Source organism: Mycobacterium paraffinicum (genome assembly GCF_025822865.1).
Classification (GTDB): Bacteria; Actinomycetota; Actinomycetes; order Mycobacteriales; family Mycobacteriaceae; genus Mycobacterium; species Mycobacterium paraffinicum.
Genome location: NZ_JACKUR010000024.1, coordinates 76,404 through 92,304, shown reverse-complemented (window position 1 = coordinate 92,304; position 15,901 = coordinate 76,404). Strand labels below are relative to the sequence as shown.

The 15,901-nt window shown below is 67.9% G+C and carries 18 protein-coding genes and 1 pseudogene; 8 read left to right on the top strand and 11 right to left on the bottom strand.

Annotated elements, in window-relative coordinates:
• Positions 1-9: 9 nt before the first annotated feature.
• Entirely contained in the window at positions 10-942 is a 933-nt protein-coding gene (locus H7J89_RS14350; RefSeq protein WP_264044365.1) for a catalase family peroxidase, read from the top strand.
• A 64-nt stretch (positions 943-1,006) separates the two neighbouring features.
• Entirely contained in the window at positions 1,007-1,792 is a 786-nt protein-coding gene (locus tag H7J89_RS14345; RefSeq protein WP_264044364.1) for a sulfite exporter TauE/SafE family protein, read from the top strand.
• Positions 1,793-1,817: 25 nt separating this feature from the next.
• On the opposite strand, the gene H7J89_RS14340 is transcribed toward H7J89_RS14345, so the two are convergent.
• The gene (locus H7J89_RS14340) at positions 1,818-2,912 is read right to left on the bottom strand and encodes a glutamate--cysteine ligase (protein WP_264044363.1); all 1,095 of its coding nucleotides are present in this window, start codon (positions 2,910-2,912) and stop codon (positions 1,818-1,820) included.
• Between the two features lie 38 nt (positions 2,913-2,950).
• Positions 2,951-3,346 (bottom strand): anti-sigma factor antagonist, encoded by a 396-nt coding sequence (locus H7J89_RS14335; RefSeq protein ID WP_067205853.1) that lies wholly within the window; start codon positions 3,344-3,346, stop codon positions 2,951-2,953.
• Between the two features lie 200 nt (positions 3,347-3,546).
• Between H7J89_RS14335 and H7J89_RS14330 the strand changes: the two genes are divergently transcribed.
• Positions 3,547-4,167 carry a TetR/AcrR family transcriptional regulator gene (locus H7J89_RS14330; RefSeq protein WP_264044362.1) on the top strand — a complete coding sequence of 207 codons (621 nt, stop codon included), beginning with the start codon at positions 3,547-3,549 and terminating at the stop codon, positions 4,165-4,167.
• Positions 4,168-4,175: 8 nt separating this feature from the next.
• Here the strand turns inward: H7J89_RS14330 and H7J89_RS14325 are convergent, their stop codons facing one another.
• Together H7J89_RS14325 and H7J89_RS14320 are read right to left on the bottom strand one after the other, a co-directional pair.
• The gene (locus H7J89_RS14325; protein WP_264044361.1) at positions 4,176-4,841 is read right to left on the bottom strand and encodes a DedA family protein; all 666 of its coding nucleotides are present in this window, start codon (positions 4,839-4,841) and stop codon (positions 4,176-4,178) included.
• A gap of 35 nt (positions 4,842-4,876) precedes the next feature.
• A pseudogene (locus tag H7J89_RS14320) lies at positions 4,877-5,694 on the bottom strand (SGNH/GDSL hydrolase family protein).
• A 176-nt stretch (positions 5,695-5,870) separates the two neighbouring features.
• Between H7J89_RS14320 and H7J89_RS14315 the strand changes: the two are divergent.
• The 3 genes from H7J89_RS14315 to H7J89_RS14305 all read left to right on the top strand — a co-directional run bounded on the left by H7J89_RS14315 (position 5,871) and on the right by H7J89_RS14305 (position 8,524).
• Positions 5,871-6,683, top strand: coding sequence for an IclR family transcriptional regulator (locus tag H7J89_RS14315; RefSeq protein ID WP_264044360.1), 813 nt, complete (start codon positions 5,871-5,873; stop codon positions 6,681-6,683).
• A 96-nt stretch (positions 6,684-6,779) separates the two neighbouring features.
• Positions 6,780-7,073 carry a YiaA/YiaB family inner membrane protein gene (locus H7J89_RS14310; protein ID WP_067205835.1) on the top strand — a complete coding sequence of 98 codons (294 nt, stop codon included), beginning with the start codon at positions 6,780-6,782 and terminating at the stop codon, positions 7,071-7,073.
• Positions 7,074-7,207: 134 nt separating this feature from the next.
• A complete protein-coding gene (locus H7J89_RS14305; protein ID WP_264044359.1) occupies positions 7,208-8,524 on the top strand; it encodes an acyltransferase family protein in 1,317 nt (438 codons plus the stop codon).
• Between the two features lie 48 nt (positions 8,525-8,572).
• On the opposite strand, the gene H7J89_RS14300 is transcribed toward H7J89_RS14305, so the two are convergent.
• From H7J89_RS14300 to H7J89_RS14270, 7 genes are read right to left on the bottom strand one after another with little or no spacing between them, the layout of a single operon-like run.
• Entirely contained in the window at positions 8,573-9,235 is a 663-nt protein-coding gene (locus H7J89_RS14300; protein WP_264044358.1) for a response regulator, read from the bottom strand.
• Positions 9,225-10,385 (bottom strand): MacS family sensor histidine kinase, encoded by a 1,161-nt coding sequence (macS, locus tag H7J89_RS14295; protein WP_264044357.1) that lies wholly within the window; start codon positions 10,383-10,385, stop codon positions 9,225-9,227. Before macS ends, H7J89_RS14300 begins: the two co-directional genes overlap by 11 nt.
• A 48-nt stretch (positions 10,386-10,433) precedes the next feature.
• The gene (gene phtC / locus H7J89_RS14290) at positions 10,434-11,156 is read right to left on the bottom strand and encodes a 3,4-dihydroxyphthalate decarboxylase (RefSeq protein ID WP_264044356.1); all 723 of its coding nucleotides are present in this window, start codon (positions 11,154-11,156) and stop codon (positions 10,434-10,436) included.
• Positions 11,153-11,947 carry a 3-(cis-5,6-dihydroxycyclohexa-1,3-dien-1-yl)propanoate dehydrogenase gene (gene hcaB, locus H7J89_RS14285; protein ID WP_264044355.1) on the bottom strand — a complete coding sequence of 265 codons (795 nt, stop codon included), beginning with the start codon at positions 11,945-11,947 and terminating at the stop codon, positions 11,153-11,155. Before hcaB ends, phtC begins: the two co-directional genes overlap by 4 nt.
• Positions 11,931-12,209, bottom strand: a complete 279-nt coding sequence (locus H7J89_RS14280) for a dihydrodiol dehydrogenase (protein ID WP_066950141.1) — start codon at positions 12,207-12,209, stop codon at positions 11,931-11,933. Before H7J89_RS14280 ends, hcaB begins: the two co-directional genes overlap by 17 nt.
• Positions 12,206-12,733, bottom strand: a complete 528-nt coding sequence (locus H7J89_RS14275; RefSeq protein ID WP_264044354.1) for a 3-phenylpropionate/cinnamic acid dioxygenase subunit beta — start codon at positions 12,731-12,733, stop codon at positions 12,206-12,208. The genes H7J89_RS14280 and H7J89_RS14275 overlap by 4 nt, the downstream gene beginning before the upstream one ends.
• On the bottom strand, positions 12,730-14,025 hold the full coding sequence (locus H7J89_RS14270) for an aromatic ring-hydroxylating dioxygenase subunit alpha (RefSeq protein WP_264044392.1): 1,296 nt from the start codon (positions 14,023-14,025) through the stop codon (positions 12,730-12,732). Before H7J89_RS14270 ends, H7J89_RS14275 begins: the two co-directional genes overlap by 4 nt.
• 366 nt (positions 14,026-14,391) lie before the next feature.
• Here H7J89_RS14270 and H7J89_RS14265 point away from each other — a divergent pair, with 366 nt between their 5' ends.
• Complete coding sequence (locus tag H7J89_RS14265; RefSeq protein ID WP_264044353.1) at positions 14,392-15,363, top strand: Rieske (2Fe-2S) protein; 972 nt, start codon at positions 14,392-14,394, stop codon at positions 15,361-15,363.
• On the top strand, positions 15,360-15,845 hold the full coding sequence (locus H7J89_RS14260; protein WP_264044352.1) for a hemerythrin domain-containing protein: 486 nt from the start codon (positions 15,360-15,362) through the stop codon (positions 15,843-15,845). The genes H7J89_RS14265 and H7J89_RS14260 overlap by 4 nt, the downstream gene beginning before the upstream one ends.
• Positions 15,846-15,901 lie beyond the last annotated feature (56 nt).

The following is a 15,901-nucleotide window of genomic DNA, read 5'->3' as shown; positions in this document are numbered from 1 at the left end:
GATTCGCGCATGGTCACTCCCGATGACGCGATCGAGGCGATTCGAGGCACCGGCGGTGCGCAGCCGGGCTGCCGCGCGCTGCACGCCAAAGGCACGCTCTACCGCGGCACGTTCACCGCGACACCCGACGCGGTCATGCTCACGCGCGCAAAGCATCTCGACGGCTCGACGGTCCCGGCGCTGATCCGCTTCTCCAACGGCGCAGGCAATCCCAAACAACGCGACGACGTGGCGGGCATCCGCGGGATGGCGGTGAAGTTCACCGTGCCCGACGGCTCCACCACCGACGTGTCGACGCAGACCGCACGCTTGTTCGTTTCCAGCACGCCCGACGGGTTCATCGACCTGCTCAAGGCGATGCGGCCCGGCCTGACCACGCCCCTGCGCATGGCCAAATACTTCCTCACGCATCCGAAGCTGCTCGGCTCGCTGCCGGTGGTGCGGGACGCCAACAGGATTCCGGCGAGCTACGCCACCGTCGAGTACCACGGCCTGCACGCCTTCCGCTGGGTCGCCGCCGACGGTAGCGCCAGATTCGTTCGCTATCACCTGGTTCCGGCCGCCGCGGAGGACTTTCTATCGGCGTCGGCCGCCCACGGCAACGGCGCGGACTTCCTCACCGACGAGCTGAACGCCCGCCTGGAGAGCGGGCCGGTGCGGTTCGGATATCGCGTGCAGATCGCCGGACCCACCGACTCGACCGTCGACCCGTCGGCGCCCTGGCAGAGCACCCAGATCGCGACCGTCGGCACCCTCGAGATCACCGGCCTGGAGACCGAGCGCGAGCACGGCGGTGACATCGTCGTTTTCGACCCGATGCGGGTCACCGACGGCATCGAGCCCTCCGACGACCCGGTGCTGCACTTCCGGACGCTGGCCTATTCGGCGTCGGTCAAGCTGCGCACCGGCGTCGACCGCGGGGCCGAAGCGCCGCCCGCCTGACGGGGGAGCGGAACCGGCGGTCGCCCGCATGCCGAAACCTGCGGCAGGCTAAGGTTTTTCTTCAGTGTCGCCTTCCCACATGATTCTCATTTGCTTGGCCGGGTTCGGCGCCGGCGCCATCAACGCGCTGGTCGGGTCCGGCACGCTGATCACGTTCCCCACGCTGGTCGCTCTCGGCTTCCCGCCGGTGACGGCCACCATGTCGAACGCGATCGGTCTGGTCGCCGGCAGCGTGTCGGGCACCTGGGGCTACCGCGCCGAGCTGCGCGGCCAGTGGGATCGGCTGCGCTGGCAGCTTCCGGCGTCGCTGGGCGGCGCGATGCTGGGCGCCTTCCTGCTGCTGCATCTGCCGGAGAAGGTTTTTGCCGAAGTCGTCCCGGTGCTGTTGGTCCTGGCGCTCGTTCTGGTGGTCGCCGGGCCGCGGATCCAGGCGTGGACGGGGCGGCGTGCCGAGGCCGCGGGCCGCTCGCCCGAGCACATCACACCCCGCCGCATGGCCGTCCTGGTGTTCGGGACATTCGCCGTCGGCGTCTATGGCGGTTATTTCACCGCCGCTCAAGGCATCCTGCTGGTCGGCCTGATGGGCGCGCTGCTGCCGGAGTCGGTACAGCGGATGAACGCCGCCAAGAACCTGCTGGCCCTCGTGGTGAATGTCGTTGCCGCGATTGCCTATACGTTGGTCGCCTTCGGCCGGATCAGCTGGCCGGCCGCCGGGCTGATCGCCGTGGGGTCGCTGATCGGCGGGCTGATCGGGGCGCGCTACGGCCGCCGGCTTTCGGGAAACGCGCTGCGCGCCACGATCGTGGTGGTAGGCCTGATCGGGCTGTATCGACTGCTCGCCGTGGCCTGACGGGTGCGGCTGAGCCCCGAGGGGTTCAGCTCAGCGTGGCGGCGGCCGCTTCGTCGATGACGTCCATCACCTCGCCCCGCTTGCGCCACGCCCGCAGCTGACGCATCGCCCCGTTGCCCTGCGTGGCGACGCGATCGAGTTCGCCTACGACGCGGTCGTATTCACCGAGCGTCTCCAACGCCGGCCGCACGCGCTGCACGAGGGCGCCCAACTGATCGCGGGCCGACACCGCTCCGCCCCCGTGGATCAGGTCGAGCGTGCGACCGGCGAGCCCATCGTGGGCGGCCTTCCAGTACGCCGCGCGCAGGGCCGCCGGCGGAAGCCGCCCGGGCTCGTCTTCGCGCCCGCGTGCCTCGAGTGCCGTCATCACCGCGGCCCTGACCAGCGTGGCGAACAACACCGTTTCCGCGACGGTCGCCGGCACGTCGGCCACCCGCACCTCGATCGTCGGGAAGTTCTGCGACGGGCGCACGTCCCAATAGACCATCTTCTCGTCCAGGATCACTTCGCTGTCGATCAGCATCCGCACTGTGCGGTCGTATTCGTCGGGCGACGGGAAGAAGGGCGGCGGCCCGGCCACCGGCCAGCGTCGCCACAGGACGCTGCGCCAGCTCGCGTAGCCGCTGTCGGCGCTGCGGTATACCGCCGAATTAGCCGCCAGCGCAAGCAAATTCGGCAGCCAGGGCCGCACCCAGTTGCTGACATGGATGGCGGCCGCGCGGTCGGGAACCTCGACGTGCACATGGCATCCGCAGATCCCTTGCTCGTGCGCGACCATCCCGTACTCCGCGCCGATCCGGCGATAGCGGGGAGTGTCGGTGACGGGAAACTCGTGCGGTGTGGCCGGCGGGAGACCGGCGGCGAGCAGCCGAAGCCCCATTGCCTCGGCCGCCTGTGCCGCGGTGCGCCGCAGCCGGGCCAGCTCCTGGCCGAGTTCCGTGCTGGTCGATACCACGCTGGAGGTGGTTTCCACTTGGCAGCTGCTCAATTCCAGCTGCAACTCAACGCCACGGCGTTTGGCCTCGGCCGCCACATCGGCGTTTTGCGGAGCCGGTTCGCCGGTTCGCGGATCGACAAGGAGGAATTCTTCCTCCGCGCCGAAGGTGGGAGGGTCGTTCATCCAGCCGCAGGGGCCCGATCAGTGTCCGTCTTGCGCCGTCACCAACGGGCCGCGGACGCCAGCGCGGAATCGGCGGTCGGGTAGATGGGCAGCAGGGCCGACAGGCCGCACGCGTCGACGATGCGGGCGACGATCGGCTCGCGGCTCACCAGGCGCAACTCGATGCCGCGCTCCTTGCAGCGCTTCGCCTCGTCGGCCAGCACCGCGAACGCGCAGCAGGCCATGAAATCGAGGCCCGTGACGTCGACGACCAGGGCACCCGGGGCGATGACGATGCCGGCGACTTCGCTGACCAGCTGGCGCCAGGTGTGCTCGTTGCACGCGTCGACTTCCCCGCCCGCATAGATCAGTACCGCCGGGCCGCTGCGATCGGCTGACGCGCGCAGCGTGCTGTTGGGGTCGCCCAGCTCGTAGACCAGCTTCGTGCTGAGCATCAGGTGGGTAGTTGTCATGGGTTCTGCAATGGCCGAGCTCAACATCGTGGACTCCTAATCGACCGGCGTCTACGACGCTGCGATGGGTGCCCGTCCTGCCCTCTGAAGACAGACTTTCTCGCGGAATGCGAATCTCTTTTGTATAACAAGACAGGTCTGTCTGTCTACCTGTGCCAGCTAAGAGTATGTTGTGGGTTGTTATGACAACTTCCGATGTCGGAACGCCCGCCGCGTCGGCTCGTGAACGTATCCTGGCCGCGGCATATGAGCTGTTCAGCCGGCGTGGAATCCGTGCGGTCGGTACCGAAGAGGTGATCGACCGGGCCGGTGTCGCCAGGGCCACGTTGTACCGGCACTTCGCCACCAAGAACGACCTCGTCCTGGCCGTGCTGCAGCGGCGCGAGGAACTGTGGACCCACGGCCTGATCGAGGAGCAGTCACGGCAGCGGGGCGAGACGCCCGAGCAACAGTTGCTCGCGATCTTCGACGTCATGCATGACTGGATTCAGCTCCGCGACGGCTACGAGGGCTGTTCGTTCATCAACGTGCTGCTCGAGCTCGGGCCCGATTCCCCCGCGGGACGGGCCTGCATCACCCACATCGAACATGTTCGCGACATCGTCCGTCAGCGCGCCGTCGCCGCGGGTCTGACCGACGTCGAGGACTTCGCCTCGTCCTGGCACATCTTGATGAAGGGCGCCATCATTCTGGCGGCCGTGGGCGACGTGGATGCGGCGTTGCGGGCCCGCAGGATGGCCGGCGCCCTCATCGAAGAGCACCGTCCGGTCGCGCCCGAGGATCTCGGCGAGGCGGCCAGCTAGCCGCAGTCTCAAGCGGCGTCGGCCGCGGTGCTGTCGGCCTTGCGGTAGTGCTCGGCCTCGAGCTCGGCGATGGCCCGGGAGGTGCGCTCGCGCAGCGCGAAGGCGGCGATCAGCCCGAACACGATCGCGATGACCAGCCCTATCCAGGAGAACCGCTCCAGCCAGCGCTCCGCGGCCATTCCGGCGTAGTACACCAGCGCGGTGGTGCCACCGGCCCAGCAGATGGCGCCCGAGACGTTGGCCGCCAAGAACCGGGGGTAGTGCATCTTCAGCGCCCCGGCCAGCGGCCCGGCGAAGATCCTCAGCAGCGCGATGAACCGGCCGAGGAAGACCGCCCGAACTCCCCAGCGGTTGAACAATTTTTCGGCCAACGCGACGTGTCCCGGACCGAAATGTTTGGGGAACCGCCGGCCCAGGCGGTCGAAGAGCGGCATGCCGAACCGGCGCCCGATCGCGTACCCGATCGAGTCGCCGACCACGGCGCCGATCACCGCCGCGACGCCGACGCCGACGGGGTTGACGGGCAGATCGTCGTGCGACGACATCAGCGCGGCGCTGACCAGGATGATCTCCCCGGGAAGGGGAATGCCCAGGCTCTCGAGCCCGACCACACCGCCGACCACAAGGTAGACCGCGAGCGGCGGGATCGCGTGCAGCAAAGCCTCCACATCCATGCGTCCAGGATGCCTGACCGTCCGGCGATACGCGCCTAAACCCTCCGGTTCGCGTCGGCCGGTCGGCTCGGCGCGCTGAGGCCCTCCAACTGTGGCCGTTTGGGCTCCCGGCCGTCGGCCGACGACAGGCCGCGCAGGCGCCGCCAGATCCACGGGAAGAAACTGTCCTGCGTCCAGCGCAACTGCTCATAGGTGCCTGCGGTTAGCGACCGGCGCCTCGCGTCGGGGCTGCCGTGGGCCCAATCATGGTTGCTGCCAGGCAGATCCAGTGCCTCGGCGGCCGCGGCGGCGAACAGCATGTGCCCCTTGGTGGAGGCGTGCACCCGGTCGATGGCCCAGGTGTCCAGCTCGCGCATCGACGGCGCGTTGTACAGGTCGACCAGCCGGAAACCGTAGCGATCGGCGGCCGCCGTGATCGCCGCATTGATGCGGCGAGACGCCCGGACACCAGCCGACCGAGCGGGAGGAACTGCGCGACATTCGGAAAAGTCGTCGTCACCACCGTCGCGCCGGATCCGGCCAACGCGGCGTAGACGTGTTCGAGGTCGGCCAGGGCCGGACCGAACGACCGGCCCGGCTGGATGACGTCGTTCATCCCCGCGCACACGGTGATCAGATCGGGCTGCATCGCCAGGGCCTGCGGGACTTGCTCGGACAAGACGTCGGCAACCCGTTTGCCGCGGATCGCCAGGTTGGCGTAGTGCAGTCCCGGGTAGAACGAGTCGATCATGACGGCGAGCCGGTCGGCGAATCCGAGAAGACCGACGACGTCGTCACCGTCCCACAAGCCTTCGGTCTGACTGTCCCCGACGGCGACGTAACGGCGATATCCAGACGGAATAGCCCCGAACACGAAGCCGAGAATAGTAGCGATCGCGGTCCCGGGGTGGTAAGCGTGGCCACCTCGGGTGGAAGGCCATCGCGGTCACCACGGGCCGCGGTGAGCGGGGCGGGGTTACTGGGCGCGGCCGTCCTCAGCTTGCTGTGAGTCGCAACCTCTTCGCGTTGTCCCCGGGTAACTTCACTGTCATGCCGAAGAAGCGCGAGCGGGATGCGGAGGACGCCGAGGCGCCGGCCGCCGATTCGCTTGCGCCGCAGTATCCGATCGAGTCGGTCGACAATGCGCTCAAGCTGCTGCTGTTGTTGGGCGAACAACCCCAGATCCGGTTGAGCGAGGCCACCCGCTACCTGGGCGTGGCGTCGTCCACCGCGCACCGGTTGCTGGCGATGCTGGCCTACCGCGGGTTCGTCCGGCAGGACCCGGTGTCGAAGGCGTACCTGCCCGGACCGGCGTTGACCGGTGTGGCGTTCGCGATCTTCGGCCGCATCGACATCCAGCGATCGGCCGCCCCGATCATGCGAAGCCTCGGTGAGCAGCTGCGCGAAACCATCCACGTCGGGATGCTGGACGGCGCCAGCGTCCGCTTCATCGCCGCCGTCGAAGGCCCGGCCGCGGTCCGGGTGGCGTCGCGGCTGGGCCGCACCATGCCGGCGCATTGCACGTCCACGGGCAAAGTCATGCTGGCGCAGCTGCCCGAACCGGAGCTGCGTCAGCTGCTGCCGCACGAGCGGTTGGAACGCATCACGGCCTCGTCGATCGGCAGCCGGACCCAGTTGGAGGCCGAGCTCGCCGCGATCCGTGAGCGCGGCTACGCCATCAATCGCGAGGAAAGTGAGGAAGGCGTCGCTTCGGTCGCGGTGCCCATACCGACGCGGGCGCCGGGCCTGCGCCTCGCGCTCAACGCCGCCGCCCCGCAGAATCGGCTGGACGCCTCCCGCTACGGCGCGGTGGCCGCGGCTCTTAGCAAGGCGGCCAAGGAGATTGGCGACCAACTCGGCTAAGACGCCGCCTCGACCGCTATGCGGTGCGGGAGATCTCCTCGATTTGAGTAGTCTTACGGATTCCGGCGAGCGTCGCACTGCCGCAGGCTGTTTGGCATGACCGTTCCCAATAGCATGTCCAAAACCACCGCCGCTTTCTTCGTTCAAGCCGCTGTCGCGTTCGCGATCAGCCTCGTGACCGCGCTGGGCGGGATCTACTTTCTTCCGCTCGACGGGTGGCAGCGATCGTTTCTCGGCATCACCTTTCTGTTCTTGGTGTCGAGCGCGTTCACCTTGGCCAAGGTGATTCGCGACCAACAGGAAGCCGCGACGGTGCGCGTCCGGTTGGACGAAGCGCGCATCGAGAAACTGCTGGCCGACTACGACCCGCTCAATACCGCCGCGAACTGAGTAGTACTACTCAGGCCAGACGCGTAGAACTGCGCGGGCGCGGGCCCTGCGCGATCGGCGATGCTCTTTCATGACACTCCGCCGCTTAATCCCTTGTTCACCAATAGATTCCCTGAAAGGGCCGGTAACATCCCATGGCAGCTCTCACAAGATTCCCCGACGTCGCCGAGGTGGCGGCGGCCACTCCAGTCGACCGCGATCGCGTACTGGACGTCATCCGCATCACGTCGCTGATCGGTGTGGTGCTCGGCCACACCGTGATGGCCATCAGCATCATCGAAAACCACATCTTGATCTGGGATAACCTGCTGACCACCTCGGTGGTGTTTCAGGCGGCGACCTGGCTTCTGCAGATCATGCCGCTGTTCTTCTTCGCCGGCGCCGCGGCCTGCCTATCGTCGTGGTCTGCAGGCACAAACTGGGGTGACTGGCTGATGAAACGCTGCACCAGACTGTTCCGGCCGGTGTTCTACTACCTGGCGTTTTGGGCGGTCGCGCTGACGGTGCTGAATCAGATTCTGCCGCAACACATCTATGAGCCGGTCGCCGGGGTCAGTACGCAGCTGCTGTGGTTCTTGGGCGCCTACGTGCTGGTGCTGGCCGCCATGCCGATGCTGTACCGCATCACCACCGCGGGTCGTCTCGCCGCCGCTGTGGCCGGCGTCTACGCGACCATCGCGGCGATCGACGCCATCCGGCTGCACTGGCCGGCCATGATGCCGCTGGGCTACCTCAACCTGGCCGTCTGGCTCATCCCCGCCATGTTCGGCATCGCCTACCGCCGCCGGCTCCTCACCGGGCGCGCCGCACTCGTCATCGCGGCCATCGGGTTCGCCGTCGACGTCGCGCTGGTGCACTGGGGTCCGTACCAGATCAGCATGGTCGGCACCGGTGACCACCAGCTGTCCAACACCAGCCCGCCCTCGCTGCTGTTGGCCGGGCACGCAATCGTCCTGAGCGCCTTGGCGATCGCGGCCGCGCCGGCGATCGCACGCTGGGCCCAGCGGCCACGCGTGTGGTGGTGGACGGCTATCGGTAACTCGGGAGCCATGACGCTGTACTTGTGGCACATGCCCGTGCTGCTCGGCGTGCATCTGGCCTTTGACTGCCTCGGCTGCCCTCGCTACCCGGGCTCGCGGGATTTCCTGGCCGTCAGCCTCGCGCAACTGCTCGTCGTGGCCGTCGCCGTGGCCGTGCTTTTCGTCGCGCTGCGGCCGCTGGAGAACAACCCACTGTCGGGCTGGGACGGCGCCCCGACGGTGACAGGGCGCGGGCGGGGAACGGCGATCGGCGCCCTGTTGTGCGTCGCGGGCGTGGCCATCCTTGCCGCCATCAGGTGGGGGCTCAAAGACGACGGCCTGGTGTGCATGGCCGTGATGGTGACCGCGCTGGTGGGCGCCCGCGTGGTGGCCGCCGCCGCGGCCAGGCGTCCCACCACAGTTCGGGGATAGCCGTGGGATTCGTCGACCCGCAGGGCAGTCAGCCGGCTGCCCTGCGGGTCAGGGCTCCTCGTCGAGGCCGTGCTCGATGGCGTAGCGCGCCAATTCCACCCGGTTGGCGACCTGAAGTTTGCGGAAGGTCGCCTGCACGTGATTTTCCACCGTGCGGTGGCTGAGCGACAGCTTCTGGGCGATCTGCTTGGCGGACAGGCCCTTTGCCACGTAGCGCAACACCTCGGTTTCGCGTTCGGTGAGGCTGGGCCGAGCGGGGCCGTCGTCCTTGCTCTGCGCCATCCGCCGGTATTCACCCAACACCAGCCCGGCCAGACTCGGGGTGAACACGGCGCGGCCTTCGGCGGTCGCTGACACGGCTTGCGCCAGTTCCGATTTGGATGCGCTCTTGACCAGGTACCCGGTCGCGCCGGCCTTGACGGCTTCCAACACGTCGTCTCGCTCGTCCGAGGCCGAGAGCACCAGCACCCGAGACGAGGGAGAGACCGCGAGCACTCCGACGGTCGCCTGCGCGCCGTCGCCGTCGGGCAGCTGCATGTCCATCACCACGACGTCGGGCTTGACCACGGCCGCCCGCCGCCGCGCCGCGGCGACGCCATCGGCGGTGGCGACCACGGTGAACCCCTCGTCGGCCAGGTCGCGGGCGACCGCGTCACGCCAGATCGGATGGTCGTCGACGACCATCACCGTCGTCGGGGTCTCATCGGCCATGGGACGCCTTTGCGCGTGGCACGCACAACTCCCATTCGGCGCCTTCTCCCGGTTCGCTGCGCAGATGGGCGCTGCCGCCCAGCGAAGCCAACCGCCCGACGATCGATTGCGAGATGCCCAGGCGCCCCTGGCCGGCCGCTTCCTCGAGCCGGCCGGCGGCGATTCCCACCCCGTCGTCGCGGATGCTCACCACAACGGAATCGCCGAGGTCTTCGACGAGCACGAACGCGCGCGCGCCGGGCCCGGCATGTGCTTCAACGTTGTCCAGAGCGTTGCCGACCGCCGCGTCGAGCTCGGTGCCCACCCGGCGACCCAAGGGGACCGGTGTCGCGGGCAGGCTCAGCGACACCCGGTCGGATTCCCGGCAGCGCAGCAGGGTGCGCAGATCGATGGTGGCGCCGTCGGTGTCGTGGTCGATGTCCGTGCTGGCCAGCCATCGCCGCAGCGCGCGTTCCTGCTCGCTGGCCAGGTCGGCGAGTTCTGCTGTGGCGCCGCCGATTTCGTGGCCCCTCTTGGCCACCAGCGCCAGCACCTGGATGGCCCCGTCATGGACTTGGCGGGACAGGCGTTCCCGTTCTTGCACCGCGGCCGTTAGCCGGGCCGCCTGTTGAAGCTCATCGTGGGCGCGCCGCGCGGTTTGGGCGGCCATGCCGATCGCCATGCCGATCGCCAGCTCGATGATGACGGTGGCGTTATGCCCCAGGTTGAGGGCCAGATAGTTCTTGACCGCGAAATTGGTGGCCATCACCACCAGGCCCGCGAGCATGCCGCCGGCCGGGCCGAACTGGATAGCCGCCGAGATCGTGGGATTGCTGGCCCACAGCGTTGTCGGCCAGGTCTGATTTTCGGCCGCCCAGTGCGGAGTGGTGACGATGGTGTTCGACGACATGAGCAGCACCACGATCACGACCTCGGCGAGCACCCACGCTGGTTTGCGACCGAACCCGCGTAGGTAAGCCACCGCGCACGCCGCGCTCCAGCCGATCAGCACCGCGAACAGCACCCAGCCCAGCGCGGGCCGACGCAGGTCCGGGTTGATGGCGATCTGGAACCCGGTGGCGTAGATGCAGCTCAGCAGCCGGAACACTTGCGCCGCACGCCATAACGGCGTAGTGGGATCAAGGCTGTTTTTCGCCATCGTGGTCAGCATAAGTCTGGGGCCTGATGGCGGTGGGGAAGATCGGCGTGGGACGCAATCTCAGTCGGCCGGCAACCGCGCAATTTCGTGCCGCCAGGCGGCCTCGGCGGTGAACGAGGGCCCCAGGTCGGGCAGGTCGTCCCAGTCGGCGTCGTCGATGTCCCGCAGGTTCCCGCCGGCGCCTTGCACCCGCAACGACATTCGGGCCAGCGCGTCGATGCTGATGGCCTGCAGCACCGCCTCCGGCACGGTGGCGGCCGCGCTGGTTATCCCGTGCCCGCGGCAGATCACCACCGGGTGCCCGCGCATGGCGGCCACCATCTCCTTGCCCAGCGCCGGGGTGCGGATCAGCACGGCACGTTCGTAGACGGGCACGCCGCCGCGGGCGAGCCACGCGCCGGGAATGTCGTACGCGCCGTAGATCGGGCGGATCGCGATGCCGGCCAGGTCGGCCGCGACCACGGCGGGCGGGTGCAGGTGCGCGACGGCCCGGTGCCGGGGATCGGCCAGCATGGTCTCGACGTGGATGGGCAATTCGTTGGGCACGCGGTACCCGTCGAGTTCGCCATTGGCGCCGGCGCCGCCGTCGAAGGCGACGAGCCGGATGTCACTGGGCCGGGTGAAAGCCACCCCGGTATCGGTGTCGCTGCGGCAGCGGACGAGCAGGCGCTCGTCGTCGATCCGCATGCTCAGGTGGCCGAGGATGCCGTCGACGAGGCCGCGGGCCGCGGCCACCCGGCAGCCCTGCGCCACCAGCGCGCGTTGCTCGTCGAGGGGGGTCATCGCGGTGCACCCAGCCCGAATCCCCCGTCGGGACGGACGGTTTCGCCGGTGATCCCGCGGGCCCGGTCGGAGGCCAGGAACGCGAAACTCCATGCGTGGTCTTGCCCGGAGAGCGCGACGTTGAGCGGCGTGCGTGCGGCCAGCTGTTGTGCCCGGTCGGCGGTGTCGTCCAGGCGGGCGCCCTCGAGCCCCAGGCTGGCAAGCCCGCGCAGGTCGGTGCCCAGCGTGCCGCCCGGCGCCACGCCGTTGACCCGGATCTGTGGCGCCAGCTCGTGGGCCAGGGCGGCCACCAGGCCGCGGACGGCGAATTTGGACGACACGTACAGCGCGCCACCACGTCCGGGATAGAACGACGACGCGGACTCGGTCAGGATGATCGAGGATCCCGTTCCGTCCCGTAGCCGGGGGAGCGCCGCCTTGACGGACTGCAGGTGGCTGAGCACGTTGGTGCGAAACATCTCGTCGAAAGCACCGGGCAGGTCATCGGCGTCGATGTCGCCGATGCCCCGATAGAAGTCGAAGACTCCGACGCAGTTGACCAGCGTGTCCAACCCGCCGTAACCGTCCACCGCGGCGGCGACCGCTCGTTCGTTGGCTTCGCGGGTGGTCGCATCGCCGTCGACGACCGGAACATCGGGCAACTGCCGGCGCAAGGTCTCGCATTTTTCGTGATCACGTTCCAGCGCAGCAACTTTCGCGCCCTCGATGCGAAAAGTATCCAGCACGGCCCGGCCGATCCCGGACCCGGCGCCGACGACCAGCGCGCGCTTGCCCTCAAGCCAGCCGGTCATCACCCTCCTCGGCTTCATCGGGCAGCAGCGGCGCGTGGGAATTGCCGACCATTGCCGCCAGGGTGCGGCCGTTCTGCCACGTCAGAGCCTCGACCTCGAGCGCGTCCAAGGTGATCCATTGCCCGGATCGCGGTGCGCCGATCAGCAGCCTCGACCCGTTTCGGGTGTCGACCCGGCGCACCACCACCTCGGTGAACTCGTTTGCGACGACGAGGGGTTCGCCGACCGCGCCGTCCAGTAGCCGCTGCAGTTCGTCATTCACAGGAACACCGCCAGGTTTTGCATCCGTAGCACCGACTCGTCGGCGATGATATTGCGGCGGGCCAGCTTCCAGCGATCATCGCACCAGCGCAACACGTCCTCGCGCCCGCACGACAGCAAGGCGCTTTCGTTGACGTCGCCCCGGCTGCGGAACAGCAGTTCGGCCGACTCCACCCACAGCTGCGCGGGGTCGTCGTGCTCGAAGGTGCGTACGTTGGTGACGAAGTGGCGCAGCCGCGACGGCGGATCCTCGGCCCAGGCGTGTTCGGTGCCCATCCGCGCGACCCGCTGGCTCAGCGAATATTTGTCCTCGTCGAAGTGTGCCATCCCCGGCGAGGCGTCGAACCCGGCGCCGCGCGCGGTGGTGACCCGCACTGGCATCACGTAGCGGACATCGTCGGTCATCGTGTCCAACCACGCTTCGTACTGCTGGGCATCCAGCAGATAGGCCTCGTCCACCAGGAACTGGTGCGCCTCCAGGTGCCGGACGTCATGAAACGGCAAGGACGGCAACGCCTTTCTCATGTGCCGGCCCCCTGCAGGTAATCGGCCCACATGTTCAGCAGCGCGCGCTGGTTGTATTCGTTGTAGCCGACCTGCGCGCGGCCCGGCCCGTGGAACGCCTCGGCGGTAAGCGGCTCGACCACCGGGCTGCCGTCGGACAGCAGCCCCATCCGGCTGTTCAGCAGTAGCCGCCGGGCCATCGAACCGCCCGCGGTGGTGGTCAGCGACACCCAGTTCTCCACGTCGTCCTGCTCGAACATGCCGGTCGAACCGAAGCACATCAAATACGCCTTGTACGAGTCCTGTTTGTACTGCGGGGGAGCGGCGGAGTCCACCGCGAACCACGAGCAGACCTCGGTCTCGTTCTCGCTGATGGGCTGCCACAGCCGAATCGAGATGAAGGGCAGCACTTGGTCTTCGCGGTCATGCACCTTCGGCCAGTTGTGCACGAAGCTCAGATTCGGAAAGCAGGTGGCGGCCGAGATCATGAAACCGTCGTCGCCGACCATCCGCTGCTGCCGCGACGTCCACACGCCCTTGATCCGGCCGATCATCTCGTCGGGATAGCCGACGTAGCGCATCCGTTCGTCGAAGCCACCCGGCGGAAGTTTGTAGGTGGTGCCGCCGCCCCGGTGCGCCCAGTAGGTGGCGCCGTCCTTGCGTTTCTGCGCTTTCGGCTCGCGGAACAGGCCGATGTCCACGATCGACACGTGGGTGTGCGGTGTGTGGTACATGTCGCCGGCGAAGTTCTCGGCGCCGATCTTCCAGTTGGCCTTGATGCGCCAGCGCTGCGGCCCCCGCACTTCCAGGCCGCCGGCACTCTGTTTGGTGTAGAAGTCCAGATAGAACTTGAAGTCGCCGAGGAAGTCCTCGAGCGGTTCGGCGCTCGGGTCCATGCTGATGAACAGCAGACCGTTGTAGCTCGCGAATTTCGGTGCGGGCAACAGGGTTTGGGCATTCCTGGCGAACCCGTCCTCGCCGCCGTAGGCCTCCCGATGAAACGGCAGGCCGGTGAGCTGGCCGTCGTTGCGGTAGGTCCAGCCGTGGTAGGGGCAGCGGAAGTTGGAGGCATTTCCCATTTCCGCGCGGCAGACCTGCATGCCCCGGTGCAGGCACATATTGAACAAGGCGCGCACATCGCCGGTTGAGTCGCGAGTGATGATGAAGGAGTCGTCGAGCACCCGGCGCACCACGTAGTCGCCGTCCTGCGGGATCTCGGACTCGTGCGCCACGAACATCCACGCTCGACCGAACAGCCGCTCCTTCTCCAGCGCGAACAGTTCACTGTCGTTGTAGATGTAGGCGGGGATCATCCCGTCGCGGACGCTGGCGAACACGCCGTCGAGGCGGCCGCCGCAGGCGTCGCGATGGACCGTCACAGTGACCCCCTCATGCCCTCCATTGTCTGCTGTGCAGAAAAGTATTCCGCTAAGTAGAATCCTCCATTCACCCGCCGGCGGTCAATCGTCCCGCTTGCCGGGGGCACCCCGCGGTCAGGGGTTTACAAGAATGCTTTGTGGTAACTCACAGGTTTCTGACAACTCAGCGGCCAGAAGCCCGGGCTACGGTGGTCACGTCAGCTCCGCTGCGCATGTGAGCGTGCGGCAATCAAGGGGTAAATGGTTCGATTTTGCGTGCGCTGCCGACTTTTGGCGACGCATATGAGGAAGGTTGGTGTAATGGCTGCTCGGTCCCTGGATGGTCGATTGCGCAAACTCGGATCGCGAGTGGTGTCCGCCATCGGGCGTCAAGAGTGGCTGGATCGGCCGAGCTACCGGTTCGAGCACTTGTTGAGCTTCGCCTTCAACAGCCTGGGCAGCGCCCGCAACACGGTCACCAATGCGCTGCACGGGGTGTGGCTCGGCCACCCCGTTCACCCGCCGCTGGCGTCGTTGACGAGCGGCGCGCTGGGAACCACCGTCGCGTTGGACGCCCTGAGCCTGCTGCCGGGCCAGCCCGCCACCGAAGTCCGCGACGCGTCGAAGTTCGCGTCGCGCGCCCTGGGGGTGGGCATTCTGGCCAGCATCGGGTCGGCCGTCACCGGTGTCACCGATTGGCAGCACACCCACGAGACCGATCGCCGGGTCGGTGCCGTCCACGGCCTGGTGAACCTGGTGGCCACCGGGCTGTACGCGCAGTCCTGGTGGGATCGCCGGCGAGGCCGCCACGGACGCGGCATCGCGCTCACCGCACTGGGTTACGGCATCACCGTCGCGGGCAGCTACCTCGGCGGGGCGTTGGTGTTCGAGTCCGGCATCGGCATCGACCAGTCGGGCGCGCGGCTGCGCACCGCGGAATGGACGCCGGTGCTGCCGGCGGCCACGCTGAACGGAAAGCCGGTGCGCGTCGAGGTCGACGGCGTGGGGCTGGTGGTGTGCCAGACCAGCCCCGGGGAGGTCGCGGCGTTCGGGGAGTTGTGTCCACATTTGGCCGCCCCGATGGCCGATGGCTGGGTCGACCGCGGCCGGCTCGTATGCCCTTGGCACGGTTCGTGGTTCGCGGCCAAGTCGGGAGACGTTCTGCGCGGCCCGGCGGCGGCGCCGCTGCCGTGTTACCAGGCCAGGTTGGTCAACGGAATGGTCGAAGTTCGGGGCGAACCCGAGCCGGGGCTCGGTGCAGCGGTGGGAATCGGAGAAGGGAAAGCGCAGTGAACGCCTACGACGTGCTCAAAGAACACCACATCGTGATCAAGGGCCTCGGCCGCAAGATCGGCGAGGCGCCGGTGAATAGCGAAGAGCGGCATGCCCTTTTCGACGACATGCTGATCGAGCTCGACATCCACTTCCGCATCGAGGACGACCTGTACTACCCGGCCCTCAAAGACGCCACCAAGCTGATCGCCGTCGCTCATGCCGAGCACCGCCAGGTGGTCGACCAGCTCTCGGTGCTGCTCAGGACCCCGCAGAGTGCGCCGGGTTACGAGGACGAGTGGAACTCCTTCAAGACGGTGCTGGAGGCGCACGCCGACGAAGAGGAGCGCGACATGATCCCGGCTCCCCCCGAGGTCAAGATCACCGACGCGGAGCTCGAGGAACTCGGCAACAAGATGGCCGCGAAAATGGAGCAATACCGCGGCTCCGCCCTCTACAAGATGCGCACCAAGGGGCGGGCCGCGCTGGTGCGTTCGCTCTAAGTCCGGCCGCGCCGCCGATTTGCCCGGCGTGCGGGGCCATCGAGAGTAGCGTCACG

Bases quoted from the DNA above. Each gene is read 5' to 3' on its own strand.
- H7J89_RS14315 (WP_264044360.1), top strand. From the start codon at position 5,871: ATGCCGAAGAAGCGCGAGCGGGATGCGGAGGACGCCGAGGCGCCGGCC.
- phtC (WP_264044356.1), bottom strand. From the start codon at position 11,156: ATGACCCCCCTCGACGAGCAACGCGCGCTGGTGGCGCAGGGCTGCCGG.
- H7J89_RS14300 (WP_264044358.1), bottom strand. From the start codon at position 9,235: ATGGCCGATGAGACCCCGACGACGGTGATGGTCGTCGACGACCATCCG.
- macS (WP_264044357.1), bottom strand. From the start codon at position 10,385: ATGCTGACCACGATGGCGAAAAACAGCCTTGATCCCACTACGCCGTTA.
- H7J89_RS14305 (WP_264044359.1), top strand. From the start codon at position 7,208: ATGGCAGCTCTCACAAGATTCCCCGACGTCGCCGAGGTGGCGGCGGCC.
- H7J89_RS14330 (WP_264044362.1), top strand. From the start codon at position 3,547: ATGACAACTTCCGATGTCGGAACGCCCGCCGCGTCGGCTCGTGAACGT.
- H7J89_RS14340 (WP_264044363.1), bottom strand. From the start codon at position 2,912: ATGAACGACCCTCCCACCTTCGGCGCGGAGGAAGAATTCCTCCTTGTC.
- H7J89_RS14325 (WP_264044361.1), bottom strand. From the start codon at position 4,841: ATGGATGTGGAGGCTTTGCTGCACGCGATCCCGCCGCTCGCGGTCTAC.
- H7J89_RS14270 (WP_264044392.1), bottom strand. From the start codon at position 14,025: ATGATCCCCGCCTACATCTACAACGACAGTGAACTGTTCGCGCTGGAG.
- H7J89_RS14265 (WP_264044353.1), top strand. From the start codon at position 14,392: ATGGCTGCTCGGTCCCTGGATGGTCGATTGCGCAAACTCGGATCGCGA.
- hcaB (WP_264044355.1), bottom strand. From the start codon at position 11,947: ATGACCGGCTGGCTTGAGGGCAAGCGCGCGCTGGTCGTCGGCGCCGGG.
- H7J89_RS14275 (WP_264044354.1), bottom strand. From the start codon at position 12,733: ATGAGAAAGGCGTTGCCGTCCTTGCCGTTTCATGACGTCCGGCACCTG.
- H7J89_RS14310 (WP_067205835.1), top strand. From the start codon at position 6,780: ATGACCGTTCCCAATAGCATGTCCAAAACCACCGCCGCTTTCTTCGTT.
- H7J89_RS14350 (WP_264044365.1), top strand. From the start codon at position 10: ATGGTCACTCCCGATGACGCGATCGAGGCGATTCGAGGCACCGGCGGT.
- H7J89_RS14335 (WP_067205853.1), bottom strand. From the start codon at position 3,346: ATGCTCAGCACGAAGCTGGTCTACGAGCTGGGCGACCCCAACAGCACG.